At 65.3% G+C, this 25,896-nt stretch carries 22 protein-coding genes and 3 tRNA genes; 24 read left to right on the top strand and 1 reads right to left on the bottom strand.

Annotated elements, in window-relative coordinates; all coding sequences use genetic code 11:
- Positions 1–130 precede the first annotated feature (130 nt).
- On the bottom strand, positions 131–2,188 hold the full coding sequence (gene mnmC2, locus KAJ83_RS00680) for a tRNA (5-methylaminomethyl-2-thiouridine)(34)-methyltransferase MnmC2 (protein WP_210680094.1): 2,058 nt from the start codon (positions 2,186–2,188) through the stop codon (positions 131–133).
- Positions 2,189–2,645: 457 nt separating this feature from the next.
- Here mnmC2 and KAJ83_RS00685 point away from each other — a divergent pair, with 457 nt between their 5' ends.
- The 24 genes from KAJ83_RS00685 (at position 2,646) to nuoL (ending at position 25,885) form a co-directional block, all read left to right on the top strand.
- Entirely contained in the window at positions 2,646–2,993 is a 348-nt protein-coding gene (locus KAJ83_RS00685; RefSeq protein ID WP_210680095.1) for a hypothetical protein, read from the top strand.
- A gap of 99 nt (positions 2,994–3,092) precedes the next feature.
- The gene (locus tag KAJ83_RS00690; RefSeq protein ID WP_210680096.1) at positions 3,093–4,646 is read left to right on the top strand and encodes an NAD(P)H-hydrate dehydratase; all 1,554 of its coding nucleotides are present in this window, start codon (positions 3,093–3,095) and stop codon (positions 4,644–4,646) included.
- A 217-nt stretch (positions 4,647–4,863) separates the two neighbouring features.
- Positions 4,864–5,112, top strand: a complete 249-nt coding sequence (locus KAJ83_RS00695; protein ID WP_210680097.1) for a hypothetical protein — start codon at positions 4,864–4,866, stop codon at positions 5,110–5,112.
- 176 nt (positions 5,113–5,288) lie between these two features.
- Positions 5,289–5,373: transfer RNA gene (locus KAJ83_RS00700), tRNA-Leu, on the top strand.
- Between the two features lie 137 nt (positions 5,374–5,510).
- Positions 5,511–6,968 carry a trigger factor gene (gene tig, locus KAJ83_RS00705; RefSeq protein ID WP_210680098.1) on the top strand — a complete coding sequence of 486 codons (1,458 nt, stop codon included), beginning with the start codon at positions 5,511–5,513 and terminating at the stop codon, positions 6,966–6,968.
- Between the two features lie 161 nt (positions 6,969–7,129).
- The gene (gene clpP, locus KAJ83_RS00710) at positions 7,130–7,774 is read left to right on the top strand and encodes an ATP-dependent Clp endopeptidase proteolytic subunit ClpP (RefSeq protein WP_210680099.1); all 645 of its coding nucleotides are present in this window, start codon (positions 7,130–7,132) and stop codon (positions 7,772–7,774) included.
- A gap of 536 nt (positions 7,775–8,310) precedes the next feature.
- The gene (gene clpX / locus KAJ83_RS00715; protein WP_210680100.1) at positions 8,311–9,579 is read left to right on the top strand and encodes an ATP-dependent Clp protease ATP-binding subunit ClpX; all 1,269 of its coding nucleotides are present in this window, start codon (positions 8,311–8,313) and stop codon (positions 9,577–9,579) included.
- Positions 9,580–9,818: 239 nt separating this feature from the next.
- Complete coding sequence (gene lon / locus KAJ83_RS00720) at positions 9,819–12,257, top strand: endopeptidase La (RefSeq protein ID WP_210680101.1); 2,439 nt, start codon at positions 9,819–9,821, stop codon at positions 12,255–12,257.
- A 310-nt stretch (positions 12,258–12,567) separates the two neighbouring features.
- A complete protein-coding gene (locus KAJ83_RS00725; RefSeq protein ID WP_210680102.1) occupies positions 12,568–12,840 on the top strand; it encodes an HU family DNA-binding protein in 273 nt (90 codons plus the stop codon).
- Positions 12,841–12,974: 134 nt separating this feature from the next.
- A tRNA-Val gene (locus KAJ83_RS00730) sits at positions 12,975–13,050 on the top strand.
- A 138-nt stretch (positions 13,051–13,188) separates the two neighbouring features.
- Positions 13,189–13,599, top strand: a complete 411-nt coding sequence (locus tag KAJ83_RS00735) for a response regulator (protein WP_210680103.1) — start codon at positions 13,189–13,191, stop codon at positions 13,597–13,599.
- A 146-nt stretch (positions 13,600–13,745) separates the two neighbouring features.
- Positions 13,746–13,822, top strand: a tRNA-Asp gene (locus KAJ83_RS00740).
- 281 nt (positions 13,823–14,103) lie between these two features.
- Positions 14,104–14,478 (top strand): NADH-quinone oxidoreductase subunit A, encoded by a 375-nt coding sequence (locus tag KAJ83_RS00745; protein WP_210680104.1) that lies wholly within the window; start codon positions 14,104–14,106, stop codon positions 14,476–14,478.
- A gap of 128 nt (positions 14,479–14,606) precedes the next feature.
- Complete coding sequence (locus KAJ83_RS00750; RefSeq protein ID WP_417568566.1) at positions 14,607–15,122, top strand: NuoB/complex I 20 kDa subunit family protein; 516 nt, start codon at positions 14,607–14,609, stop codon at positions 15,120–15,122.
- 66 nt (positions 15,123–15,188) lie between these two features.
- Positions 15,189–15,866 (top strand): NADH-quinone oxidoreductase subunit C, encoded by a 678-nt coding sequence (locus KAJ83_RS00755; protein ID WP_210680789.1) that lies wholly within the window; start codon positions 15,189–15,191, stop codon positions 15,864–15,866.
- A gap of 35 nt (positions 15,867–15,901) precedes the next feature.
- On the top strand, positions 15,902–17,095 hold the full coding sequence (locus KAJ83_RS00760) for an NADH-quinone oxidoreductase subunit D (RefSeq protein WP_246484199.1): 1,194 nt from the start codon (positions 15,902–15,904) through the stop codon (positions 17,093–17,095).
- The gene (gene nuoE / locus KAJ83_RS00765) at positions 17,092–17,772 is read left to right on the top strand and encodes an NADH-quinone oxidoreductase subunit NuoE (protein ID WP_210680107.1); all 681 of its coding nucleotides are present in this window, start codon (positions 17,092–17,094) and stop codon (positions 17,770–17,772) included. Before KAJ83_RS00760 ends, nuoE begins: the two co-directional genes overlap by 4 nt.
- A gap of 22 nt (positions 17,773–17,794) precedes the next feature.
- Complete coding sequence (gene nuoF / locus KAJ83_RS00770) at positions 17,795–19,114, top strand: NADH-quinone oxidoreductase subunit NuoF (protein ID WP_210680108.1); 1,320 nt, start codon at positions 17,795–17,797, stop codon at positions 19,112–19,114.
- Between the two features lie 96 nt (positions 19,115–19,210).
- Positions 19,211–21,295 carry an NADH-quinone oxidoreductase subunit NuoG gene (nuoG, locus tag KAJ83_RS00775; protein ID WP_210680109.1) on the top strand — a complete coding sequence of 695 codons (2,085 nt, stop codon included), beginning with the start codon at positions 19,211–19,213 and terminating at the stop codon, positions 21,293–21,295.
- Positions 21,288–22,325, top strand: coding sequence for an NADH-quinone oxidoreductase subunit NuoH (gene nuoH, locus KAJ83_RS00780; RefSeq protein WP_210680110.1), 1,038 nt, complete (start codon positions 21,288–21,290; stop codon positions 22,323–22,325). The genes nuoG and nuoH overlap by 8 nt, the downstream gene beginning before the upstream one ends.
- A gap of 29 nt (positions 22,326–22,354) precedes the next feature.
- On the top strand, positions 22,355–22,843 hold the full coding sequence (nuoI, locus tag KAJ83_RS00785) for an NADH-quinone oxidoreductase subunit NuoI (RefSeq protein ID WP_210680111.1): 489 nt from the start codon (positions 22,355–22,357) through the stop codon (positions 22,841–22,843).
- Between the two features lie 111 nt (positions 22,844–22,954).
- On the top strand, positions 22,955–23,569 hold the full coding sequence (locus KAJ83_RS00790) for an NADH-quinone oxidoreductase subunit J (protein ID WP_210680112.1): 615 nt from the start codon (positions 22,955–22,957) through the stop codon (positions 23,567–23,569).
- A gap of 35 nt (positions 23,570–23,604) precedes the next feature.
- Positions 23,605–23,913, top strand: coding sequence for an NADH-quinone oxidoreductase subunit NuoK (gene nuoK / locus KAJ83_RS00795; protein ID WP_210680113.1), 309 nt, complete (start codon positions 23,605–23,607; stop codon positions 23,911–23,913).
- A gap of 19 nt (positions 23,914–23,932) precedes the next feature.
- A complete protein-coding gene (gene nuoL, locus KAJ83_RS00800) occupies positions 23,933–25,885 on the top strand; it encodes an NADH-quinone oxidoreductase subunit L (RefSeq protein ID WP_210680114.1) in 1,953 nt (650 codons plus the stop codon).
- Positions 25,886–25,896 lie beyond the last annotated feature (11 nt).

Consider the following 25,896-nt stretch of genomic DNA (forward strand, 5'->3'; position numbering starts at 1 on the left):
CATGCCCTATCGGGATCGGCGATGGCAAATCGACCCGCCCCAACGCCACCAGCCCATTGGCTCCACCCATTGACAGGGACGAAACCGGAGAGACGAAACCGGAGAGACGAAACCGGAGACCGGGGAGGGGCTATTCCCGGGCCATCGCCCGGATCAGGAAACGGCCGGGGTGAAGCGCGGCCATATCCTCCGCCGTCAACGGCGAGACGCCGCCGGTCAGTTCGGCCGCCAGCATGTCCGCCAGCAGCGGGGCCAGTTGGTACCCGCGTGCGCCCAGCATCGCAACCGTGAAGAGCCCGGGACGATCCCAAGCCGTGATCTTTGTTTCGTCGCCATCGGGCGGGCTGTCGCGCCGAACCCCGCGTGCCCCCCGCGCCAATCCGCGGAGCGATCGGCGATAGGCCCTGTCGTCCGGCACCGGCCCCGCCATCGGCAGATGGTCGGGTGTGGTGGCGCGCACGCCGGTCCAGCTCTCCGGGACCGCGCCGGAGAACGCGTCGGCGATTCGCGCGGCGGTGTCCGGACGGCTCATCGCGATGCGGTCGAGGCACATGCGCAGGCTCTCGTCATGCAGGCCGGATTCGGCCGCCAAGGCATCGTCCGGCGTGGCACCAGGGCGCGCGCTCGCCCCCAGGACGGCGCGCTCGCCATATTGCGCACCGAGCGGTTGGGTCAGGAATCCGACGCGATTGACCGCATGGGCGAGGTCCGAGCCGGGGACGAGGAACAGCCGGCCACCGGCATGGCGCGCGACGCCGCGAATATCGCTCTCCGGCAGCAGGTCGAGGCTCCAGGGGCCGGCGGCCAGGATCGCGACCGGCGCCGAGGTGACCGCTTCCCCGTCGGCGTCGAGTGCTCGCCACAGGCCGTTGTGCCGGTCCAGCCGCGTGACGGTAGCGGCGATCGTGGCGCCGCCGAGGGCGGCGGTTCGCGTATCCAGCCAATCGTGCAAGACCGCCGGGTCGATGACGCCCGCGCGTGGGTGGTGCAGGTCCTTCCCGTCGTGGGTCAGCAGGCTCTCCGGCCAGTCGAGAGCGTCGACGAGCGCCGCGTGGCGCCCCCGCCAATCGGTCTTGCCGGCCCGTGCCGGTTCGCTCACGCCGCGCGCGAGCCACAGGCCGGGCTTTTCCGCCGCGATGGTCTCGTAACGCCGCAGCGCATCGAGGTAGGCGAGGGCCGAGAGCCGCGCATAGGCATCGCCGCCGCGCACCAGCTTCGGCGCAAGCAGTATCGCGGGCGGGTGCGGGACCGCCCCGCCGTCCGGTGTCCGCGGGGCGATTCGGGTGACGGCCATGCCGTATTCCGCCAGGGCATGCGCGCAGCACCGCGCCGCGATCCCATCGCCGACGACCAGCATGGCCGTTCCGCCGGGCCGGGCCGTCGGACGCTGGTGCCAGGGCGCGCGGCGCGGCGCGGGGGCCGGGGTTCCGGGACGCGAAGGGGCGGTGCCGTCCCCCTCGGGAAACCGCGCCATGAGGCAATGGCGCTTTCGCCCGAATCCCGGGCGGCGCGTGACCTGCGCGCCTGCCTGTTGGAGCGCGCGGCGCACCGCGCCGGCGGCCGTGAAGCTGGCCAGCCGCGCGCCGGGGGCGCAAAGCCGCGTTACCTGACCGATCACCGTCTCGGTCCACATATCCGGATTGGCGGCGGGCGCGAACCCGTCGAGGAACCAAGCATCGGCCGCCGCCTCCATGCGGGAAAGACCGGCCGCCGCCTCGTCCAGCATCAGCGTCAGGCGAACGCCGGCCTCCGGAAACGCGATCCGATGCGGACCGCGATAGGGGGGCGGCCATTGGGCGCGCAGTTCGGCGGCGTCCGTCGCCAGATCTTCCGGCAAGAGCCGGTGCGCACGGGCCAGATCCGGGCCGTCGAGCGGATAGCCCTCGACCGACAGGATATCCAGCAGCGCCCCGGCCGGCCGCCGGTTACGCGTCTTCCGCCAGGCGTCGATCAACAGCAGGACGCTCAAGCCGGTGCCGAATCCGGTCTCGCCGACCGTGAAGCGCTCACGTCCCGTCCAGGCCTCCGGCAGGCCGCATCCTTCGAGGAAGACGTGCCGCCGCTCCCCCACCGGGTCCGCGCCGTCGAAATAGGCATCGCCGAACCCCTCGGCGCGGGGAATACCGTTGTCGTCCCATGTCAGGCCAGGGTGCGGCACGCGCGGGTCGGTGGGCGCGGATCGGCTCATGGGGTGGGTTGTAGGACGGGAGGCGCCGATTTGGAACCGCCCGGTTGGAGCTAGCGGCTGGAGCTAGCGGCTGGAGCTAGCGGCTGGAGCCACCTAGGGCGCCGTGTTCGTCATCGGGGCCGGGCACGTGCAAAAAAAAAGCGACGAAGCACGCCCAGCCTACACTTAATCTCATCGGCTGGGTGCGCTCGTCGCCAGTAGCCCGTAGAACGGGCGGTTGGTCGATGGGAAGACGGTAATGCCCGGTCTTTACATCGCAGTGACAGTGATATGGCACGCAAGTGACCATGTCCGGCGGTGTTTTGGAGTCTTGTAACTATATTTCTTCTGCTTGATGGAATAGGCAATTCGGCTTATATCGAAAGATGGCTTGCTTTGGGGCCGGTCGGGCCGGCCCCGCTCGGCGGACAGGTCGCGGCGGCCTGGATATCACGCTGGCCGGGATGAGGTCTGGACCATGTCGTTGTTCGGCGGATTGTTCGGCGCGCGTCGTGGCGCGGAGGAGCGGGAGCACGATCGCGCGCCCGGTCACGGCGTGCGGGTGCGGATCGACCGGAACACCTATCAGGTGGAGGATTTGTCGGCCGTCGGCTTCCGCATCAATCCCTATGACGGGGATTTGATCGCGCGGCAGCAGTTCACCTTTCGCTTCCAGCTCGTTCTGAACGGGGAATCACATGATTTCCCCTGCCAGGGATATGTGGTGCGAATCGACGAGAATGGCCTCGCGGCAAAGTATCAGCGCCCGCAGCCCTATTACCAGCACGTCCTGGTCGAGTTTCTGCGCGCCACCGCCCGCGCCTGACCCGATCTCGCCGCGCCGCGAAGCGCGCCCTTGGAAGGCCCTCCATGGCCTGCGATGATCCTGCATGGTCCGACCCGATCCACCTTGGATATATTCCCCATGGAAGACTCTCTCCGGCACGATATCGCCCATGATCATGCCTTGCTGACGACGGCGGAAATGTATGCGGCCGACCGCGCGGCGGTCGCGGGCGGCCGGGCCGGGATCGATCTGATGGAGGCGGCGGGCGCGGCGGTTGCCGAGACGGTGCTGGAGCGTTTCGAGCCTGGCGCGGTCGCCGTCCTCTGCGGTCCTGGAAATAACGGCGGCGACGGGTTCGTAGCCGCGCGCCGGCTGGTCGAGGCGGGGTGGACCGTCCGTCTGGGGCTGCTGGGCGAGCGGGCGAAGCTCTCCGGCGACGCGGCGGTGGCGGCCGCGCGCTGGACCGGTGCCGTCGAGCCGCTCTCGCCCGCGCTCCTGGACGGGGCGGGAATCGTGATCGACGCGCTGTTCGGCGCCGGGCTCGATCGCCCGCCGGAGGGCGCGGCGGCGGAGACCCTTCGCGCCATAGGGGATCGGGCGATCCTGGCCGTCGACATGCCGAGCGGCATCGCCGGCGACAGTGGGGCCGACCTCTCCGCCCGGGCCGACCCATCCCATCCAGCCCCCCGGGCGGATGTTACGGTCACCTTCTTCCGCGCCAAGCCGGGACATTTCCTACTGCCAGGGCGGATAGCGCGGGGCGATCTGGTGGTGCGTGATATCGGTATTTCCGCGCGCGTGCTGGACACGATCGGGCCGCGCATCGCGTTGAACGATCCGGCATCGTGGCGCGCGCTCTTTCCCCTGCCGACGCCGGAGCAGCATAAGTACGGGCGCGGCCATCTGCTCGTCGCCGGCGGTCCGGAAATGCTGGGTGCCAGCCGGCTCGCCGCCCGCGCGGCGCAGCGCGTCGGGGCCGGCATGGTGACATTGGCCGCGCCGCATCAGGCGGCCCCGCTCTACCGTGTCTCGCTCGACAGCGCGGTCGTGCGGGCCTACCGCGATACCAAGACCTTCGTCGACATGGTCGATGAGCGTCGGGTTTCCGCCGCGTTGATTGGCCCCGGCCTGGGGGAGGGGACGCTGGCCGCGCGCGAGAAGGCGCTGGCCATCCTGCGCACGGGCAAGCCGTCGGTGCTGGATGCCGACGCCTTGAGTCTCTTCGAAGGAGGGGCGGACCTGTTGTTCGGGGCCGTCACGGGGCCGGTGCTGCTGACCCCGCATGAGGGGGAATTCCACCGTCTGTTCCCGGATCTCGCGGACGACCCGGCTCTCTCGAAGCTCGACCGCGCCCGCCAGGCTGCCGCGCGGGCCGGCGGGGTCCTGGTGCTGAAGGGCTTCGATAGCGTGATCGCCGCCCCCGACGGCCGCGCCGCGATCAACGCGAACGCGCCGCCGACGCTCGCCACCGCCGGCAGCGGGGACGTGCTGGCCGGGCTCGCCGGCGGGCTGATGGCGCAGGGCATGCCGGCCTTCGAGGCGGGGTGCGCCGCGTGCTGGTTGCACGGCGCGGCGGCCACCGGCTTCGGGCCCGGGTTGGTGGCCGACGATTTGCCGGAAAGAATACCGGCGGCGCTGCGCCTGCTTGGCGGTTGGGACCATCGCGCGGCCGAGCAAGGGGGGTACGAGTGACGATCAGAAGGCACGATCGAGAGTGGCGAGGAATTCATTATATATAGAATTAAAGATAAATTCTATTCAATCCCAATTGACACGACCTGTGGATAACTCCGATTGTATTTGACAGGGAGACGGAATCGGCCGGACTGCTCCGCCAGTTCGGCATGCCGAAGACCGCCTTTCTCGATGCGATGACGATAGATGGGGCGATGGGTCGGGGAGATCGGGGATGTTCTTCAAACGCGCGAACGCCATGGATTTCGTCAAGGCCGGTTCCGCCTTCCGGCGTATCCGGCCCGATAGGATGATCGAGACCGCTCGCATCCTCTCCATCGCCGCCGACGGGTTCGGTATCCCGCATGTAAAATACGAGCTGACCGTGGAAAAGCCGTCGGCCCTGCCGCGCATGGTGGAGGGGCATCGAATGTTGTCGCTCAGCGCCTTCACCGACACTTATAGCGAACGTGTCGCGGGGTGATCGGCGCGCCGGTGCCGCGCCGCGCCGGGGCGGATGCCGGAACGCCGGGCGGGACCGCGCCGCGACCCCCCGAAAATCCCTGCAATCTACGCTTTGACGCGCCCCCGGCGCGTTGCTATAGAAGCGCCGCTTCGACGGGGGCAGGCGCCCCTTTTTGTCTCGGCCCGGTTTACGTCGCGGGCGTGGCGGAATTGGTAGACGCGTCAGGTTTAGGTCCTGGTGGGGAAACCCGTGGGGGTTCAAGTCCCTCCGCCCGCACCAATTCGGCCTCGCGGTCGCGCGGCTCCGGAGCGGGAGACGGGCCGGGAGGCGCCGAGCGCTAGGGGGCGGCTTCATGCGCCCCGTCGAAGTCACGGACGTTCGCCCTATGCATTCCCAACGACAATGGTCAGCATCTCATGCAGGTAGAGGAAACCAAGAACGACGGCCTGAGCCGGGAATTCTCGATCACAGTCCCGGCCGATGAGCTTGAGCGCCGCGTGGAAGAGCAGCTCGGCGAGGTCGGCCAGAAGGTCAATATCCCGGGCTTCCGGCCGGGTAAGGTCCCGATGAAGATCCTCAAGCAGCGCTACGGCGACGACATGCTGGGCGAGGTCATCAAGCAGGCCGTGAGCGAGACCAGCGAGACCGCGCTTACCGAGCGCGAGTTGAAGCCGGCGATGCAGCCGAACATCTCGATCACCAGCTTCGAGAAAGGCCAGGATCTGGTCTATAAGCTCGAAGTGGTCCTGATGCCGGCGATCGAGCCGATGGACTTCTCCAAGTTGTCCGTTACCCGGCTGACGCCGAAGATCTCCGACGAGGAGGTGACGCAGGCGCTCGAGGGGATCGCCAAGGATTACCGGTCTAGCGCGCCGATCGAAGGCGACCGCCCGGCCAAGGAAGGCGACGTCGTGGTCATCGATTTCGTCGGTAAGGTGGATGGTGAGGCGTTCGAGGGCGGCTCGGCGGAGGATTTCCGTCTCGAACTCGGCAGCGGTCGCTTCATTCCCGGCTTCGAGGACCAACTCGTCGGCGCCAAGGCCGGCTCCGATGTGGAGGTGAAGGTTACCTTCCCGGAGGAATATGGCAGCGAGGCGCTGGCCGGAAAGGATGCGGTCTTCGAGGTGAAGGTGAAGTCGATCGAGGAGTATCAGGACACCAAGATCGACGACGAGTTCGCCACCAGCCTCGGCATGGAATCGCTCGACCAGCTCAAGGACATGATCCGCGAGAAGCTGGCCGGCGACTACAGCGAACTCGCGCGCGGGAAAATGAAGCGCTCGCTTCTCGACCAGCTCTATGACGGCCATGAGTTCGAGGTGCCGGAGCCTATGGTCGAGCAGGAGTTCAACCAGATCTGGGAGCAGTTCGAGAAGGCCCGCGAGCAGGGCGAGATCGACGAGGAAGACCAGGAGAAGGGCGACGAGGACCTCAAGGAGGAGTACCGCGGAATCGCCCATCGCCGCGTCCAACTCGGCCTGTTGTTGAGCCATGTCGGCGAAACGGCGAAGATCGAGATCACCCAGGACGAACTCAACCGCGCGGTCGTCCGCGAGGCCCAGCGCTATCCGGGGCAGGAGCAGCAGGTCTTCGAGGCCTATTCCAAGAATCCGGAACTGATGGCCCAGCTTCGCGCGCCGATCTTCGAGGACAAGACGATCGACTATATCGTCGAGCAAGCGCAGGTCGAGGAGAAGGAGGTTCCGGTCGAGGAGCTTCTCGCCGAGGATGGCGAGGACGACGAAAAGTCCGGCGCCAAGAAGGGGGCCGCCAAGAAGGGCGGCGCGAAGAAGGCGGCGAAGAAATCAAGCGCCAAGAAAAGCGCCGCGAAAAAGGGCGACGCCAAGAAGGCGGAGGCGAAAAAGGCCGAATAGGCCGACACGAAATGAACGCCGGCGGCCTTTAACCGCCGGCGTTCCCGCTTAGATCGGAGAGACACGCCATCGACGTCCCGGCCGTAGTGGGCGCGCGGACGCGGGCGAGGGGAAAGGTGCCGTGCATCGGTCCCGCGCCCGATCAGGGAAAGAGGACAATCATGCAAGATCGCGATCCGATCGATCTCTATATGAACACGCTGGTGCCGATGGTGGTCGAGCAGACCAACCGCGGCGAACGCGCCTATGACATCTATTCGCGCCTGCTGAAGGAGCGCATCATCTTCCTGACGGGCGGCGTCGACGATCATGTCGCGAGCCTGATCTGCGCGCAGCTCCTGTTCCTGGAATCGGAGAACCCGACGAAGGATATCGCCTTCTATATCAACTCGCCGGGCGGCGTGGTGACCTCGGGACTCTCGATCTACGATACGATGCAGTACGTCCGTCCGAAGGTCTCGACCGTGTGCCTCGGTCAGGCGGCATCGATGGGCTCGCTGCTGCTGACGGCCGGTGAGGCGGGCAAGCGTTTCGCCCTGCCGAACAGCCGGATCATGGTTCACCAACCCTCCGGCGGGGCGCAGGGCCAAGCGACGGACATCGAGATCCAGGCGCGGGAAATCCTTCGTATCCGTGAACGCCTGAATGAAATCTATGTCCGGCATACCGGCCAGACGTTGGAGACGATCGAGCAGTCGATGGAGCGCGACAAGTTCATGAGTGCCGACGAGGCCAAGAGCTTCGGCATCATCGACGAGGTCATGTCCAGCCGGCCCGATTCGGTGGAAGGCGGCGATAAGGCCTAGTATATCGCGCCCGGCGCGCCGGGCGCGAACCGAACCGCGCCCGCGCCGAATTCACCGGGGGCCCGGGCAATGCGACCGGGGAACGGTCGGCCCCGCCGATAAGGGGTTGCGCGACCGGGCCTTGATCGATTGTCTTAGGTTGACGCGGTGGGCCGGGGCGCGTTCCCGTTCCGCTGGAAGGTGTCCGATCACGCCTGATGATGCTTTTGGCGTTGAAGGGTACGGATTTCAGCGGATACGATTATCGCCTTGGTTTTCCGGCTTCGGTCGGATGCCACCCAACGCGGACGCGAGGCGCGGGGCTAGGGCGCGGTGTCGGACGTGGTCTTGGGTACGGGTTTCGATGGGACCTCTGAATATCCGGTCGATGTCGGCCGGGACGGGACATCGCGGGAAACGGGTTCGGGCGGGGATCGGCGGATAGCGCCGTTCGAATTCATCGCGCGGAGCGTCATACGGGGATCCGCCCGAACAGGGCGTGCCGAACGAAACCTGGGGCGCCCTGAAAAACAGGTCGAGACGAAAGAGTAGCGACGATGAGCAAATCCACCGGTGGCGACAGCAAGAACACGCTCTTCTGCTCCTTCTGCGGGAAGAGCCAGCACGAGGTGCGGAAACTGATCGCCGGGCCGACGGTCTTCATCTGCGATGAATGCGTCGAGCTGTGCATGGACATCATCCGGGAGGATCACAAGGCCGGCGTCGCGAAATCGCGTGACGGCGTGCCGACCCCGCATGAGCTTCGCGAGGTGTTGGACGACTACGTGATCGGTCAGGACCATGCCAAGCGTGTCCTCTCCGTCGCGGTGCACAACCACTATAAACGGTTGGCGCACGGTCAGAAGAACACCGACGTGGAATTGGCGAAGTCCAACATCCTGCTGATCGGTCCGACGGGGTGCGGCAAGACGCTGCTGGCGCAGACGCTGGCGCGTATCCTGGACGTGCCCTTCACCATGGCGGACGCGACGACGCTGACGGAAGCGGGCTATGTCGGCGAGGATGTGGAGAATATCATCCTGAAGCTGCTGCAGTCGGCCGACTATAATGTCGAGCGCGCGCAGCGCGGTATCGTCTATATCGACGAGGTCGACAAGATCAGCCGCAAGTCCGACAACCCCTCGATTACCCGGGACGTCTCGGGCGAGGGCGTGCAGCAGGCCTTGCTGAAGATCATGGAGGGCACGGTCGCCAGCGTGCCGCCCCAGGGTGGACGCAAGCATCCGCAGCAGGAGTTCCTGCAGGTCGACACGACCAATATCCTGTTCATTTGCGGCGGTGCTTTCGCGGGCCTCGACAAGATCATCTCCGCGCGGGGCAAGGGCTCCTCGATCGGCTTCGGCGCGGATGTCCGCGCGGAGGAGGATCAGGAGGTCGGCAATATCCTGCGCGCGATCGAGCCGGAGGATCTGCTGAAGTTCGGCTTGATCCCGGAATTCGTGGGTCGTGTGCCGGTGCTGGCGACGCTCTCCGACCTCGACGAGGAAGCGTTGATCGAGATTCTGACGGCGCCGCGCAATGCCTTGGTCAAGCAGTATCAGAAGCTGTTCGAGATGGAGGACGTGAAGCTCGAATTCACGGCCGACGCGTTGAGCGCCATCGCGAACAAGGCGATCGCGCGCAAGACCGGCGCGCGCGGCCTGCGCTCGATCATGGAAGGCATCCTGCTGGAGCCGATGTACGACCTTCCCGGCCTGGACGGCGTCGAGGAGGTGGTCATCAACCGCGAGGTCGTGGAAGGCCGCGCCGAGCCGCTCTATATCTACGCCGAGCGGCGCGACGAGATGGAATCGAGCGCCTCCTGATCCTGGGTGACGCCGCATTCCGGTCGGATCGGCGTTCAGTCTTCCGCGCGGGGTTGCTGTCGCGGGCGGAAAGACCATCTAGAAGGGACGCCGAGAGCGTCGGCCCACCCAGCGCCCGGCAAGAGGGCCGGGTCGGCGACTTCCGCTTGAAATGAACGGCCATCGGCCACATTGTTTAGTATGATGGGTGCCGCTGCCCACAATATGCAGCTTTGGCGCCACGCTTGGAGAGCCATGCCATGACAGAGAGTCCGACCGGGACCCCCACCAGTTCGTCGAGCGCGCTCTATCCGGTTCTGCCGCTGCGCGACATCGTCGTCTTTCCGCACATGATCGTGCCGTTGTTCGTCGGGCGCGATAAATCCGTGCGTGCCTTGGAAGACGTGATGAACGACGACAAGCAGATTCTTCTCGTGACGCAGAAGAATCCGGGCGACGACGACCCCGCGCCGGAAGAGATTTACGAAACCGGGACGATCGCGACCGTGTTGCAGCTTCTCAAGCTGCCGGACGGCACGGTGAAGGTTCTGGTCGAGGGCGGGCAGCGCGCGCGGATCGATCGCTATACGCATACCGACTCCTTCTTCCAGGCTGAAGCCAGCCTGATCGAGGACCCGGCGGAGGACGAGGCGGAGTTGAAGGCGCTCGGCCGCGCGGTCGTCAGCCAGTTCGAGCAATATATCAAGCTCAACAAGAAAGTGCCGGCGGAGGTCCTGATCTCGGTCAATCAGATCGAGGAATCCTCGAAGCTCGCCGACACGGTGGCGCAGCATCTGGCGCTCAAGATCGCGGACAAGCAGGAGCTGCTGGAACTCGGCACGGTCTCCGAGCGGCTGGAGAAGATCTACGGCTTCATGGAGGGCGAGATCAGCGTCCTTCAGGTCGAGAAGCGCATCCGCAACCGCGTCAAGCGGCAGATGGAGAAGACCCAGCGCGAGTATTATCTGAACGAGCAGATGAAGGCCATTCAGAAGGAGCTCGGCGAGGGCGAGGACGGCCGCGACGAACTGGCCGAGCTCGAGGAGAAAATCCGCAAGACGAAGCTCTCCAAGGAAGCGCGCGAGAAGGCGACGGCCGAGCTCAAGAAACTGCGCGCCATGAGCCCGATGTCGGCCGAGGCGACGGTCGTGCGCAATTACCTCGACTGGTTGCTCGGCATTCCATGGAAGAAGCGCTCGCGCATCAAGAGCGATATCGGGGATGCCGAGGAAATCCTGAACGCGGATCACTATGGTCTGGAGAAGGTGAAGGAGCGCATCCTGGAGTATCTCGCCGTGCAGGCGCGGCAGAAGAAACTCAAGGGGCCCATCCTGTGCCTCGTCGGCCCGCCCGGTGTCGGCAAGACCTCGCTCGGCAAGTCGATCGCGCGGTCCACGGGGCGCGAGTTCGTGCGCATGAGCCTGGGCGGCGTGCGCGACGAGTCGGAGATTCGCGGCCACCGCCGGACCTATATCGGCTCCATGCCCGGCAAGGTGATCCAGGGCATGAAGAAGGCGAAGAAGTCGAATCCGCTCTTCCTGCTCGACGAGATCGACAAGCTGGGCGCCGACTGGCGGGGCGATCCGTCCTCGGCGCTGCTGGAGGTGCTCGATCCGGAGCAGAACAACAGCTTCAACGACCATTATCTGGAGGTCGATTACGATCTCTCGGACGTGATGTTCGTGACCACGGCCAACACGCTGCACATGCCGCAGCCGCTGATGGACCGCATGGAGATCATCCGCATCCCCGGCTATACCGAGGATGAGAAGGTCGAGATCGCCAAGCGCCACCTGATCGCCAAGCAGCTTCAGGAGAACGGCCTGAAGCAGGAGGAGTGGTCGATCTCCGACAACGCGTTGCGCGACCTGATCCGCTACTACACGCGGGAGGCCGGCGTCCGCAATCTGGAGCGCGAGATCGCCAAGCTTTGCCGCAAGGCGGTGAAGGAGTTGATGACCGACAAGAACCGTGACGCGATCAAGGTCACGACGGCCAATCTCGGCGATTACGCGGGCGTGAAGAAGTTCCGCTATGGCGAGATCGAGGACGAGGACATGGTCGGGGTCGTCACCGGCCTGGCCTGGACCGAGGTCGGCGGCGAGTTGCTGCAGATCGAGGCGGTGACGGTGCCCGGCAAGGGCCGTGTCACGATGACCGGCAAGCTCGGCGACGTGATGAAGGAATCGGTCCAGGCGGCCGAGCATTTCGTCAAGAGCCGCGCCCAGGCCTTCGGCATCAAGCCGTCGCTGTTCCAGCGCAACGACATCCACGTCCATGTGCCGGAGGGGGCGACGCCGAAGGACGGTCCATCGGCGGGGATCGCCATGGTGACGTCGATCGTCTCCACCTTGACTGGAACGCCGGTGCGCCGCGACGTCGCCATGACCGGCGAGATCACGCTGCGCGGTCGGGTGCTGCCGATCGGCGGGCTGAAGGAGAAGCTTCTCGCCGCCCTTCGCGCCGGCATCAAGACGGTGCTGATCCCGAAGGACAACGAGAAGGATCTGGCCGAAATTCCGGACAATGTGACCAAGGCGCTGACCATCGTGCCGGTCGCCTCGGTCGAGGAGGTCATGGCGAACGCGTTGAGCGAGCCGCTGACGCCACTCAAGGCGGAGGACATGGAAGCCGATCTGCGCGCGCTCGCCGCCGGGAACGGGGCCCATGGCGGCCCCCCGGAAATGACGACCCACTGATCGCCGATTCGCGGATGGGGTGTTCGTCCGCGACTCACGAAAGGATTATCCCCCGGGCCTCCATGGCTCGGGGGCTTTCTTTTCACGCCCGCGCACGATGCGTCCCGCAATTGTTCGGGCATATATGCCGAACCATGCCGAGGCGATTCAGTTTCGCGGCTTTCGAGGCAAAATCCCCGGAAAACTGGCGTTTTTGGCGGCTTTCCGATTGACGCTTCTTCGCCGGCTCGCCTACACTCCGTGCCGTTCCGGATGAATCGATCCGCGACACGCTTTCACTTCAATCCCGATATGCAAGGGGGGTTCCAACGTGAACAAAAACGACCTTGTCGCCAGCGTGGCCAGTGCGGCCGGTCTGTCGAAGAATGACGCCACCGCCGCCGTCGATGCGGTGTTCGATTCGATCACCGGCGCGCTGAAGGGCGGCTCCGAGGTTCGTCTGGTCGGCTTCGGCACCTTCTCCGTCAGCCATCGCGCGGCCTCCACCGGGCGCAACCCGCAGAACGGCGAGACGATCCAGATTCCGGCCTCCAATCAGCCGAAGTTCAAGGCCGGCAAGGCCTTGAAGGACGCCGTCAACTAATCACGGTTCACGGCCGTTTCGCGAAGAGCCGACCGTCCTGGGACGGTCGGCTTTTTCGTTGTGCGCGATCGCGCGGTCGGTGCCCGAATGCTTGTCACGCCGGCGCCCGGACGCTATTCCCATCGTCGAACCAAGGGCGGTTAGCTCAGCTGGGAGAGCGCCTCGTTTACACCGAGGAAGTCGGGAGTTCGATCCTCTCACCGCCCACCATATCCTTCGCGCGCGGCATATTGGCCGCTTCCGGTGCCGGCTTATCGTTCCCGAAGGGCCTGGGCCCGGAATGGCGAAGTCACGGACGCGTTCGGGCGATCCGACGGCGGTTCCGCGCGGAACCGAAGCGGACAAGGCATGGCGCGCGCGCTGATCGTCGATGACAACGCGACCAATCGGAAGCTCCTGGAGGCGTTCTGCGATGCCTTCGGGCTGGCGGTCGATTGCGCGCGATCGGGAGTCCAGGCCCTGGAACTCGTGACACGGTCGTTCGGACATGATGCCGCGCCGGAAAGCGCCGCGGCGTGCCGGGACCATCGGTACGGCCTCGTCCTCCTCGATATCCACATGCCGGAAATGGACGGCGTGGAGACGGCGCGCCGTATCCGCGAACAGGTGGGCGATAGCCTGCCGATCGTCGCGGTGACGGCCGACACGACCGCGGAGAATCGCGCGCGCTGCTTCGCCGCGGGACTCGCGGATGTGATATACAAACCCGTCAGCGCCGAAATTCTGGTGCCCGTCCTTGGCCGTTTCCTGCCGCTGTGAGGGGCCGTTTCGGAAAATCGTAACAAAGCGACATTGGCTTGCTTGACAGGGCGGCGGCGACGGATTACCTAGCCGCCACCCGACGATGAACGGGCCGCCGACGACCTCCCGATGGGGGGAGACGGGGGGTCGGATCAGCGTCATGCGGGGGTGTAGCTCAGTTGGTTAGAGTGCCGGCCTGTCACGCCGGAGGTCGCGGGTTCGAGCCCCGTCACTCCCGCCATTTCCTTCCTTCCCAATCGTCGAACAGGGCGCGCGCGCGGACCATGGCGCGCGCCGCGCCGGGCTGCTTTCGCTTGTCCGGGAAGGCGCGGTTTCCCTATAGTCGTGGCGGGTTTCGCACCGCACCATCGCTTCGGATTGTCGCAAGCGGCCCGGCTTGACCGATCGTCGTGGAAGTGCGACGAAGACGATGCCTTCGGAACGGGAACGGCGGCGTGCTGCGACACGCGCCGGTTCGCTACGGCCCGGGAGGGCGGGCCGAACCAGGGAGCACGCACGGGAATGCAAGACTTGCAGGGTCTTCTCGCGGAATATCTTCCGATCCTGATCTTCATCGGTATCGCGGCGGGGCTGTCGGTCGCCATGATCGTCGGCAGCATGATCGTCTCGCGCCAACATCCCGATTCGGAAAAGCTTTCGGCCTATGAATGCGGTTTCGAGGCGTTCGACGATGCGCGCCAGCGCTTCGATGTGCGCTTCTATCTGGTGACCCTCCTGTTCATCATCTTCGACCTGGAAGTGGCCTTCCTCTTCCCCTGGGCCGTGGCGCTGGGTGATATCGGTGTCTTCGGCTTCTGGTCGATGGTGGTGTTCCTGGGTATCCTGACAATCGGGTTCGTCTATGAATGGCGGAAGGGAGCGCTCGAATGGGAGTGAGCAGCGATCAAAAGGCCGCCGACCTCAAGACGGACGACCTGAAGGCCGATCCGCAGGTCGCGCTGAACCGGGGCGAGCTGGTCGCCGGTACCGACAATGATCCGTTCGGCCGGCGCACGGAGGATGGCCTGGTCGGCCCCGGCGCGGGACAGGATGCGATCATCCGCGGCGTCAATCAGGAGTTGACGGACAAGGGCTTCGTCGTCGCCAATCTCGACAAGCTGGTGAATTGGGCGCGCACGGGCTCGATGTGGCCGATGACCTTCGGGCTCGCCTGCTGCGCGGTCGAGATGATGCATGCCTATATGCCGCGCTACGATCTCGACCGATTCGGCGTGGTGGTTCGCGCCAGTCCGCGCCAGTCGGACGTGATGATCGTGGCCGGCACGCTGTGCAACAAGATGGCGCCGGCGCTGCGCAAGGTCTACGACCAGATGGCGGAGCCGCGCTGGGTCATATCGATGGGAAGCTGCGCCAATGGCGGCGGCTATTATCACTACAGCTATTCGGTGACGCGGGGCTGCGACCGGATCGTGCCGGTCGATATCTACGTGCCCGGCTGTCCGCCGACGGCGGAGGCGTTGGTCTACGGCATCCTGCAATTGCAGAAGAAGATCCGGCGGACCGGAACGATCGCGCGCTAGCGGCGGGCGGGCGCCCGGGCGGCGGGATCGGAAGAGGCAGGAAGCGCGACAGCAGCGGATGGAATGATGAGCGCGACGGGGGATAAGGCGATCGACGCCCTTCAGGACTTGGCCGATTACATCGAATCCAAGTTTCCGAACGAAATCGACGAACGGCGAATCGCCAATGACGAGCTTTCGCTCGTCGTGCCGGCCAGTTCCCTGGTGCGGCTGTGCAAGTTCCTGCGGGACGACGCCAACTGTCTCTTCAAGCAGTGCATGGATATCTGCGGCGTCGATTTCCCGGACCGGGAAAAGCGCTTCGAGATCGTCTACAACCTGCTCAGCATGAAGCATAATCTCCGGCTGCGCCTGAAGGTGGAGACGGATGACGAGATGCCGGTTCCCTCGGTCACGGGCGTCTGGCCCTCGGCCGGCTGGTGGGAGCGCGAGACCTGGGATCTCTATGGCGTCTTCTTCTCCGACCATCCGGATCTTCGGCGCATCCTCACCGATTACGGGTTCGAGGGCCATCCGCTGCGCAAGGATTTCCCACTGACCGGGTTCGTCGAGCCGCGCTACGACGCCGAGCAGCGCCGCGTCGTCTATGAGCCGGTGCGGCTGACGCAGGAGTTCCGAACCTTCGATTTCCTCTCGCCCTGGGAAGGCATGACGCAGGACCTGCCGGGCGACGAGAAGGCCGGCGAGGGGGCGGGCAGTCAGCAAGGTGCCCCGGGCGCCGCCGGTGAAGGGGGCAAGTCATGAGCATCAACACGGTCGTCGCGGGCTCCACGGCGGGCATGCCGGAATCGTCGGATCAGGACCCGACGATCAAGAACATGACCATCAATTTCGGGCCGCAGCATCCGGCGGCCCACGGCGTGCTGCGCATGGTCATGGAGATGGACGGCGAGGTGATCGAGCGTGTCGATCCCCATATCGGCCTGCTGCATCGCGGCACCGAGAAGCTGATCGAATACAAGACCTACATGCAGGCGATCCCCTATTTCGACCGCCTGGATTACGTCTCGCCGATGTGCCAGGAACATGCCTTCGTGCGCGCGGCGGAGAAGCTTCTCGGCATCACGCCGCCGGAGCGCGCGCTCTATATCCGCACGCTGTTCGATGAGATCACGCGTATCCTGAACCATCTGCTCAACGTGCCCGCCTTCGCCATGGATGTCGGCGCGATGACGCCGATGCTCTGGGCCTTCGAGGAGCGCGAGAAGCTGATGGAGTTCTATGATGCCGTCTGCGGCGCGCGGCTCCACGCGGCCTATTACCGCGTCGGCGGGGTGCATCAGGACATGCCGGCCGACCTGCCGGAGAAGATCCTGACCTGGGCGGAGCAGTTCCCGAAATTCATGGACGACATGGAATCGCTGCTGACCGAGAACCGGATCTTCAAGCAGCGTTCCGTCGATATCGGCGTCATCACCCAGGAGGAGGCGCTGGCCTGGGGCATGACGGGGCCGGTACTGCGTGCCTCCGGCGTGCCGTGGGATCTGCGCCGGGCGCAGCCCTATGCCATGTACGAGCGGATGGATTTCGAGATCCCGGTCGGCAAGAGCGGCGATTGCTATAGCCGCTATCTCGTCCGGGTGGAGGAGATGCGCCAGTCGCTGCGCATCATCCATCAGTGCCTGGAGCAGATGAAGGAAGGCCCGGTGCTGACCGACGACGCCAAGATCGCGCCGCCGCGCCGGGGCGAGATGAAGCGGTCGATGGAAGCGCTGATCCATCACTTCAAGCTCTATACCGAAGGCGTGCACGTGCCCGCCGGCGAGACCTATACGGCCGTCGAGGCGCCGAAGGGCGAATTCGGCGTCTATCTCGTCGCCGATGGCACGAACAAGCCCTATCGCTGCAAGATTCGCGCGCCGGGTTTCGCGCATCTGCAGGCGATGGACCATGTCTGCCGAGGCCATATGCTGGCGGATTCCGTGGCCATCCTGGGTGCCTTCGACATCGTGTTCGGGGAGATCGACCGGTGAGTGCCGAGACGTTCGAGTTCGAGGGCAAGTTCAAGGCGGAAGCCGAGCGGAACCTTGCCAAATATCCGCATGAGCGTCGTCAGTCGGCGATCCTGGCGCTGCTGTTCCTGGCGCAGGAGCAGCGCGCCGCCAAGGCTGGGGCCGGCAAGGGCGGGCGCTGGGTCGACGAGACCGCGATGCGCGCCATCGCCGACATGCTGGGCATGCCCTATATCCGCGTGATGGAGGTCGCGACCTTCTTCACCCAGATCAATCTGGCGCCGGTCGGCGATCATCATATCCAGCTTTGCGGCACCACGCCCTGCATGCTGCGCGGGGCGGAGAGCTTGCGCGCGGCGGTCGAGAAGCATCTCGGCATCCATGAGGGCGAGACGACCGAGGACGGCAGGTTCACCCTGAGCGAGGTCGAGTGCCTGGGCGCCTGCTGCAACGCGCCGATGGTGCAGATCAACGACGACTATTACGAGGATCTGACGGAGGAGAGCCTGCTGGCCATCATCGACAAGCTGGCGAAGGGCGAGAAGCCGGTGCCGGGCTCGCAGATCGGTCGGCGCTGCTCGGAGCCGGAGGGGGGGCCGCATGTGTTGAAGGACGGCCCCTCGCCGCAGGGACCGGCCGATCCGAAGGGTGGCCCCCACGGCAACATGCCGGCGGGCGAGCCGGAAAAGCTTTACTGAGGCAAGGCGGGACACGAAGGCCATGGCAAGCGCGACCTGGACGCCGCTCAAGGACGAGGACCGGATCTTCGGGAACCTCTACGGCTATGATTCCTGGCGGCTGGAAGCGGCCAGGAAGCGTGGGTCCTGGGACAACACCAAGGATCTGATCCTCCTCGGCCGCGAGAAGATCGTGGAGATCGTGAAGGGCTCCGGCCTGCGCGGGCGCGGCGGCGCGGGCTTCCCGACCGGCATGAAATGGTCCTTCATGCCGAAGGATACGGGCGGGCGTCCCTGCTATCTGATCGTCAACGCGGATGAGTCCGAGCCCGGTACCTGCAAGGACCGGGAGATCATGCGCAACGATCCGCATACGCTGGTGGAGGGCTGCCTTCTCGCCGGTGTCGGGATCGGCGCGACGGCGGCCTATATCTATATCCGCGGCGAGTACCGCGCGGAATACCGCGTGATGGAAGCCGCGATCCAGGAGGCGTACGACGCCGGGCTCCTGGGCAAGAACGCCTGCGGCTCGGGCTATGATTTCGACGTGATCATGCATCACGGCGCCGGTGCCTATATCTGCGGCGAGGAAACGGCCCTGCTGGAGAGCCTGGAGGGCAAGAAGGGCCAGCCGCGCCTGAAGCCGCCTTTCCCCGCGATGGCCGGCCTCTGGGGCTGTCCGTCGACGGTCAACAATGTCGAATCGATCGCTGTGACGCCGACCATCCTGCGCAAGGGCTCGGACTGGTTCGCGGGCTTCGGCCGGGAGAAGAACGAGGGCACGAAGCTCTTCTGCATCTCCGGCCATGTCGAGAAGCCGTGCAATATCGAGGAGGCGATGTCGATCCCGCTCAAGGAGTTGCTGGAGCGGCATTGCGGCGGCGTGCGCGGCGGCTGGGACAATCTGAAGGCGGTGGTGCCGGGCGGCTCCTCCGTGCCGTTGATCCCGCGGTCGATCTGCGACGATGTGTTGATGGATTTCGACGCCCTCAAGGAGGTCAAGTCGGGCCTCGGCACGGCGGCCGTGATCGTCATGGATCAGTCGACGGACATCGTGAAGGCGATCGCGCGCTTCGCCTATTTCTACAAGCATGAGAGCTGCGGCCAGTGCACGCCCTGTCGCGAGGGCACGGGCTGGATGTGGCGCGTGATCACGCGCATGGCCGAGGGCCGGGCGGAGATCGAGGAGATCGACATGCTCCTCGACGTCTCCAAGCAGGTCGAGGGTCATACGATCTGCGCCTTGGGCGATGCGGCGGCCTGGCCGATCCAGGGGCTGATCCGCCATTTCCGGGACGAGATCGAGGATCGCATCAAGAACCGCACGCGCGTTCAGGTACGCGGCACGGTGGCGGCCGAATGACGGGCCGGTAAGGGAACGACCGATGGCCGGTTGCGATAGGGTCGATTGAGATAGGCCGCTTCGGATGGGCCGTTTGAGATAGGGACGAGGGGATCGATGCCCACAGTCAAGATCAACGGGGAAGAGCACGAGGTCGAGGCCGGCATGACCGTGCTTCAGGCGTGCGAGCAGGCCGGGGTCGAAATCCCGCGTTTCTGCTATCACGAGCGTCTCTCGATCGCCGGAAACTGCCGCATGTGTTTGGTCGAGGTGAAGCCCGGCCCGCCGAAGCCCCAAGCCTCCTGCGCGCTGCCGGTCCAGGATGGGCAGGAGATCACCACCGACAGCCCGATGGTGCACAAGGCGCGCAAGGGCGTGATGGAATTCCTGCTGATCAATCATCCGCTCGATTGCCCGATCTGCGATCAGGGCGGGGAATGCGACCTGCAGGATCAGTCCATGGCCTACGGCTTCAAGGGCTCGCGCTACGAGGAGAACAAGCGCGCCGTCGCCGACAAGTATATGGGCCCGCTGATCAAGACGATCATGACGCGTTGCATCCATTGCACGCGCTGTGTCCGCTTCGCCGCCGAGGTCGCGGGCGTCGAGGAGATCGGCCTGCTGAACCGGGGCGAGAACGCGGAGATTTCCAGCCTGGAGAAGGCCGTCGACAGCGAGATGTCGGCCAATGTGATCGATCTCTGCCCGGTCGGCGCGCTGACCTCCAAGCCCTATGCCTTCGAGGCCCGGCCGTGGGAACTGCGCAAGACCGAATCCGTCGATGTGATGGACGCCGTCGGCTCCAACATCCGGGTGGATGCGCGCGGTAACGAGGTGTTGCGCGTTCTGCCGCGCCTCAACGAGGAGGTCAACGAGGAGTGGATCTCCGACAAGACGCGCTATGCCTGCGACGGGCTGGCGCGCCAGCGGTTGGACCGCCCCTATGTGCGCGGCGAGGATGGTAAGCTGAAACCGGCCGATTGGTCGACCGCGCTTCAGGTGGTGGCCGACAAGCTGAAGGCGACGGCGGCGGACGGGATCGCCGCCATCGCGGGCGATACCGCCGATGTCGAGAGCCTTTACGCCCTGAAGGCGCTGATGCAGCGCCTGGGTGTCGCCAATATCGACTGCCGGCAGGATGGCGCCCGGATCGAGGCCTCGCCGCGCGCGCAATATCTCTTCAACAGCGGCATCGCCGGGATCGATCAGGCGGACGCCCTGCTGATCGTGGGCTCGAACGTTCGTTGGGAAGCGCCGATCGTGAATGCGCGCATCCGCAAGCGGTGGATGACGGGGCAGCTTTCGGTCGGCGTCATCGGCCCGAACGTGGAGACGACCTTCGATTCGGACTATCTCGGCGCCGGGCCGGAGACCCTGACGGATGTCGCCGAGGGCAAGCATCCCTTCGCCGAAATCCTTCGCAAGGCCGAGCGTCCGATGATCATCGTGGGGCAGGGCGCGCTTGCCCGCGAGGACGGCGCGCAGGTCCTGGCGACCGCCCGCGCGATCGCGGAGACGTTCGGCATGGTCGCCGACGGGTGGAACGGCTTCAATGTCCTGCACACGGCCGCCGCGCGCGTCGGCGCGATGGAGATAGGCTTCCTGCCGGGCGAGGGCGGACGGAGCGTGCCGGAAATCCTTGATGGCGCGAAGTCCGGCGCGGTGGAGGTCGTCTATCTCCACGGCGCGGACGAGGTGGATATGTCGGCCCTGGAGAAGGCCTTCGTGATCTATCAGGGCCATCACGGCGACAAGGGCGCGCACGCGGCCGATGTCGTCCTGCCGGGCGCGGCCTATACCGAGAAGAACGGCACCTATGTGAACACGGAAGGTCGGGTGCAACTCGGTCGGCGCGCGGTCTTCCCGCCGGGCGAGGCGCGGGAGGATTGGGCGATCCTGCGCGCGCTGTCCGAGCGCGCGGGCGCGACGCTGCCCTTCGACAACCTGGATGCGTTGCGCCAGCAGATGCGCGACGCGCATCCCGGGCTCGCCCGCCTCGACATGGTGGAGCCGGGGGAATGGGGCGAATTCGGCGCGGCCGGCGCGATGAAGAGCGACCTGCCCTTCGCCTCGCCGATCGAGAATTTCTACATGACGGACCCGGTTTCGCGGTCCTCGCAAACCATGGCGCAATGCACGCAAACCTTCGTGCTGGATCGTCGGAAGGCGCTTGAATCCGGGGGGACGGGCACCGATGGCTGAGTTGTTCGACGGCATCTGGTGGTCGGGATACGTCTTCCCGACACTCAAGATCGTGGCCCTGATCCTGGCGATCACCGTGCCGATCCTGGTGTCGGTCGCCTATCTGACGCTGGCGGAGCGCAAGGTCATCGGCTGGATGCAGCTTCGCAAGGGGCCGAACGTGGTCGGGCCCTTCGGCCTGCTGCAACCCTTCGCGGACGGGCTGAAGCTGCTGCTGAAGGAGACGATCATCCCGTCGGGCGCGAACCGGGTGTTGTTCCTGGTGGCGCCGATGCTGACCTTCGTGCTGGCGCTGGTCGCCTGGGCGGTGATTCCGTTCGACGACGGCTGGGTGCTGGCTGACATCAATGTCGGGGTGCTCTATCTCTTCGCGATCAGTTCGCTCGGCGTTTACGGCATCATCGTCGCGGGCTGGGCCTCGAATTCGAAATACGCCTTCCTGGGGGCCTTGCGTTCGGCGGCCCAGATGGTCTCCTACGAGGTGTCGATCGGCTTCGTGATCGTCAGTGTGCTGCTTTGCGTCGGCTCGCTGCGCCTGACCGACGTGGTGGAGGCGCAGCGCACCATCTGGTTCTTCATCCCGTTGCTGCCGATGTTCGTGGTCTTCCTGATCTCGGCCCTGGCGGAAACGAACCGCGCGCCCTTCGACCTGCCGGAAGCGGAGGCGGAGCTCGTCTCGGGCTATAACGTCGAATATTCGGCGATGGCCTTCGCGCTCTTCTTCCTCGGCGAATACGCCAATATGATCCTGATGAGCGGCATGACGGCGGTTCTGTTCCTCGGCGGGTGGCTGCCGCCGGTGGATGTGGCGCCCTTCAACTGGATTCCGGGCGTGATCTGGTTCGCGTTGAAGATCGCGTTGGTGCTGTTCTTCTTCCTGTGGGTGCGGGCGACCTTTCCGCGCTATCGCTACGACCAATTGATGCGGCTCGGCTGGAAGGTGTTCCTGCCGTTGTCGCTCGCCTGGGTGATCATCACCGCGGGCGCGCTGATGGCGTTCGGCTGGCTGCCGACGCCCGGCGGCGCCTGAGGATTTGTGAGGGACGGAGTACCGAAACGATGGCCACTCTCGACCGCGTCGCGCGATCCTTCCTGTTGAGCGAGTTGATCGGTGGCATGGCCTTGACGCTCAAGACCATGTTCAAGCCGAAATACACGATCAACTACCCCTATGAGAAAGGGCCGCTCAGCCCCCGGTTCCGGGGCGAGCATGCGTTGCGCCGCTATCCCAACGGGGAGGAGCGCTGCATCGCCTGCAAGCTGTGCGAGGCGATTTGTCCCGCGCTCGCCATCACGATCGAGGCGGAGCCGCGCGCCGACGGCTCGCGCCGCACCACGCGCTACGATATCGACATGACCAAGTGCATCTATTGCGGCCTGTGCCAGGAGGCCTGCCCGGTGGATGCGATCGTCGAGGGACCGAACTTCGAGTTCGCGACCGAGACGCGCGAGGAGCTGATGTTCAACAAGGATCGTCTGCTCGCGAACGGCGACCGGTGGGAATCGGAGATCGCCGCCAATCTTGAACTGGACGCACCGTACCGGTAAGACCGGCACCGCACGTCCTTGATGCATGGGCCCGTCCGGGCCGGGAATACCGCGCCGCAGGGGGCCTAGCCCCGGGGATGACGCGGCCGATTTGGGGGAAGACCACGAGCCATGGCGATCGCGACGCTCTGCTTCTACGTCTTCGCGGCGATTCTCGTCGCCTGCGGGGCGATGGTGATCACCGCGCGCAACCCGGTGCATTCGGTCCTGTTCCTGATCCTGGCCTTCTTTAACGCGGCCGGGCTCTTCGTTCTGATCGGGGCGGAGTTCCTGGCGATGATCCTGGTCGTCGTCTATGTCGGCGCGGTCGCGGTGCTGTTCCTCTTCGTCGTGATGATGCTGGACATCAATTTCCGCGATATGCGCAAAGGGGCGAAGCGCTATGCCGGGGTCGGGGCGGCGATCGGGATCGTGCTGCTGGCGGAAATCCTGCTGGTGGTCGGCACCTGGCAGCTCGATCCGGGGCTTTCGGGCGCCGGCGCGGCGCCGACGCCGGCGATCGCGGACATGCACAATACCCGCGCGCTCGGCAATCTGATCTATACCGAATATGTGTACCTCTTTCAGGGCGCCGGCATGGTGCTGCTGGTCGCGATGATGGGTGCGATCGTGCTGACCCTGCGCCAGCGCGAGGGCGTGAAGCGCCAGCGGATCGCCGACCAGGTCGCCCGGTCCTCCAAGGACGAGGTGCGCAAGGTGAATGTTAGCAGCGGCAGCGGCATCTAGGCCGCCGGCGGCGAAGCGGGAAGGACGTCCGAGGAATGGCAGTCGGCCTCGAACATTATCTGACGGTGGCGGCGATCCTGTTCGCGCTGGGTCTGTTCGGGATTTTCCTGAACCGGCGCAACGTGATCATCATCCTGATGTCGATCGAGCTCATGTTGCTCGCGGTCAACATCAACCTCGTCGCCTTCTCCGTGTTCCTGCAGGATCTCGTGGGCCAGATCTTCGCGATGCTGGTGCTGACGGTCGCGGCCGCGGAGGCGGCGATCGGGCTTGCCATACTGGTGGTCTTCTACCGTAACCGCGCCTCGATCTCGGTCGAGGATATAAATCAGATGAAGGGTTGAGGGGGCGAGGGCGTAACCCATGGAAGCCGCGATCGTATTCCTGCCGCTTGCCGCCGCCATCCTGGCCGGTTTCTTCAGCCGGTTCCTGGGCGGTGATCGGTTCGCGAATCTCGTGACCTGCAGTTTCGTCGTGCTGGCGGCGGTGCTGAGTTGGATCACCTTTTTCCGCGTCGGCTTCGGCGGGGAGGGCGCCGAGCACACGATCCGGCTGTTCCGCTGGGTCGCGTCGGGCGACTTCGTGTTCGACTGGGCGCTGCGTATCGACACGCTGACGGCGGTCATGCTGATCGTGGTGACGACGGTCTCCGCGCTCGTGCATGTCTATTCGATCGGCTACATGTCGCACGATCCGGCGAAGCCGCGCTTCATGGCCTATCTCAGCCTCTTCACCTTCATGATGCTGATGCTGGTGACGGCCGACAATCTGGTGCAGATGTTCTTCGGCTGGGAGGGCGTCGGCCTCGCCTCCTATCTGCTGATCGGCTTCTGGTATCATAAGCCGAGCGCGAACGCGGCCGCGATGAAGGCCTTCCTGGTCAACCGCGTCGGCGATTTCGGCTACGGCCTCGGCATCTTCGGGTGTTTCGTCGTCTTCGGCTCGGTCGAGCTGGATCAGATCTTCGCCGCCGTGCCCGACGCGGCCGGCACGACGATCAGCTTCCTGGGCGGGGAATTCGATGCGATCACCGCCATTTGCCTGCTGCTCTTCATGGGGGCGATGGGCAAGTCGGCGCAGCTCGGCCTGCATACTTGGTTGCCGGACGCGATGGAGGGGCCGACACCCGTCTCCGCGCTGATCCACGCGGCGACGATGGTGACGGCGGGCGTCTTCCTGGTCTGCCGGATGTCGCCGATCTTCGAATATTCCGATACGGCGCTCACGGTCGTCACCTTCGTCGGCGCCTCGACCGCCTTCTTCGCGGCGACGGTGGGCCTGACGCAGAACGACATCAAGCGCGTGATCGCCTATTCCACCTGCTCGCAGCTCGGCTACATGTTCTTCGCGGCCGGCGTCTCGGCCTATCCGGCGGCGATGTTCCATCTTACGACGCACGCCTTCTTCAAGGCGCTGCTGTTCCTGGGGGCCGGTTCCGTCATCCACGCCATGTCGGACGAACAGGACATGCGCAAGATGGGCGGCATCGCGAAGCACATCAAATTCACCTACGCGATGATGTGGATCGGCTCGCTGTCGCTGGCGGGGATCGGCATTCCGGGCGTGGCCGGCTTCGCCGGGTTCCATTCCAAGGACGTGATCCTGGAATCCGCCTGGGGCGCGCATAGCGGGATCGGCAATTACGCCTTCTGGCTCGGCCTCGTCGCGGCCTTCATGACGGCATTCTATAGCTGGCGCCTGCTGCTGATGACCTTCCACGGGCCCGCCCGCGCGGACGAGAAGACCATGGCGCATATCCATGAATCGCCGCCGGTCATGACGGTACCGCTGGCCATCCTGGCGGTCGGCGCGGTGATCGCCGGCGTGGCGCTGGCGCCCTGGTTCACCGGGCATCACATGGCCGATTTCTGGCGCGACTCGATCCTGATCCTGGAAGAGCACAAGGCGTTGGAGAACGCGCACCATGCGCCAATGTGGGTCAAGATCGCGCCGCTGGTCTTCGGGCTCGCCGGTATCGCGGTCGCCTATTGGGTCTATGGCCGGGGGCTGGAACGCGGCCGCGCGGCAGGCCAGTTCCTGGGACCGTTCTATCAGTTCAGCCTGAACAAGTGGTATTTCGACGAGCTCTACGATTTCCTCTTCGTTCGGCCGGCCTTCCGTATCGGCAAGCTGTTCTGGAAGAAGGGCGACGGGCGCGTTATCGACGGTTTCGGGCCGGACGGCGTCGCCTCGACGGCGGGCCGCGCGGCCAAGGCCATCAGCTTGTTGCAGACCGGCTACGTTTATCACTACGCCTTCGCGATGCTGATCGGCGTTGTGCTGCTCGTCAGCTTCTACCTGCTGTTCGGTCACTGAGGGGGACCGCC

Source organism: Marivibrio halodurans (assembly GCF_017963645.1).
In the GTDB taxonomy this organism is placed as follows: Bacteria; Pseudomonadota; Alphaproteobacteria; order UBA8366; family Aestuariispiraceae; genus Marivibrio; species Marivibrio halodurans.

Bases quoted from the DNA above. Each gene is read 5' to 3' on its own strand.
- KAJ83_RS00790 (WP_210680112.1), top strand. From the start codon at position 22,955: ATGGCGATCGCGACGCTCTGCTTCTACGTCTTCGCGGCGATTCTCGTC.
- nuoK (WP_210680113.1), top strand. From the start codon at position 23,605: ATGGCAGTCGGCCTCGAACATTATCTGACGGTGGCGGCGATCCTGTTC.
- mnmC2 (WP_210680094.1), bottom strand. From the start codon at position 2,188: ATGAGCCGATCCGCGCCCACCGACCCGCGCGTGCCGCACCCTGGCCTG.
- nuoI (WP_210680111.1), top strand. From the start codon at position 22,355: ATGGCCACTCTCGACCGCGTCGCGCGATCCTTCCTGTTGAGCGAGTTG.
- KAJ83_RS00755 (WP_210680789.1), top strand. From the start codon at position 15,189: ATGAGCGCGACGGGGGATAAGGCGATCGACGCCCTTCAGGACTTGGCC.
- KAJ83_RS00690 (WP_210680096.1), top strand. From the start codon at position 3,093: ATGGAAGACTCTCTCCGGCACGATATCGCCCATGATCATGCCTTGCTG.
- KAJ83_RS00685 (WP_210680095.1), top strand. From the start codon at position 2,646: ATGTCGTTGTTCGGCGGATTGTTCGGCGCGCGTCGTGGCGCGGAGGAG.
- nuoH (WP_210680110.1), top strand. From the start codon at position 21,288: ATGGCTGAGTTGTTCGACGGCATCTGGTGGTCGGGATACGTCTTCCCG.
- clpX (WP_210680100.1), top strand. From the start codon at position 8,311: ATGAGCAAATCCACCGGTGGCGACAGCAAGAACACGCTCTTCTGCTCC.
- tig (WP_210680098.1), top strand. From the start codon at position 5,511: ATGCAGGTAGAGGAAACCAAGAACGACGGCCTGAGCCGGGAATTCTCG.
- KAJ83_RS00745 (WP_210680104.1), top strand. From the start codon at position 14,104: ATGCAAGACTTGCAGGGTCTTCTCGCGGAATATCTTCCGATCCTGATC.
- KAJ83_RS00760 (WP_246484199.1), top strand. From the start codon at position 15,902: ATGCCGGAATCGTCGGATCAGGACCCGACGATCAAGAACATGACCATC.
- clpP (WP_210680099.1), top strand. From the start codon at position 7,130: ATGCAAGATCGCGATCCGATCGATCTCTATATGAACACGCTGGTGCCG.
- nuoL (WP_210680114.1), top strand. From the start codon at position 23,933: ATGGAAGCCGCGATCGTATTCCTGCCGCTTGCCGCCGCCATCCTGGCC.
- nuoF (WP_210680108.1), top strand. From the start codon at position 17,795: ATGGCAAGCGCGACCTGGACGCCGCTCAAGGACGAGGACCGGATCTTC.
- KAJ83_RS00695 (WP_210680097.1), top strand. From the start codon at position 4,864: ATGTTCTTCAAACGCGCGAACGCCATGGATTTCGTCAAGGCCGGTTCC.
- lon (WP_210680101.1), top strand. From the start codon at position 9,819: ATGACAGAGAGTCCGACCGGGACCCCCACCAGTTCGTCGAGCGCGCTC.
- KAJ83_RS00735 (WP_210680103.1), top strand. From the start codon at position 13,189: ATGGCGCGCGCGCTGATCGTCGATGACAACGCGACCAATCGGAAGCTC.
- nuoG (WP_210680109.1), top strand. From the start codon at position 19,211: ATGCCCACAGTCAAGATCAACGGGGAAGAGCACGAGGTCGAGGCCGGC.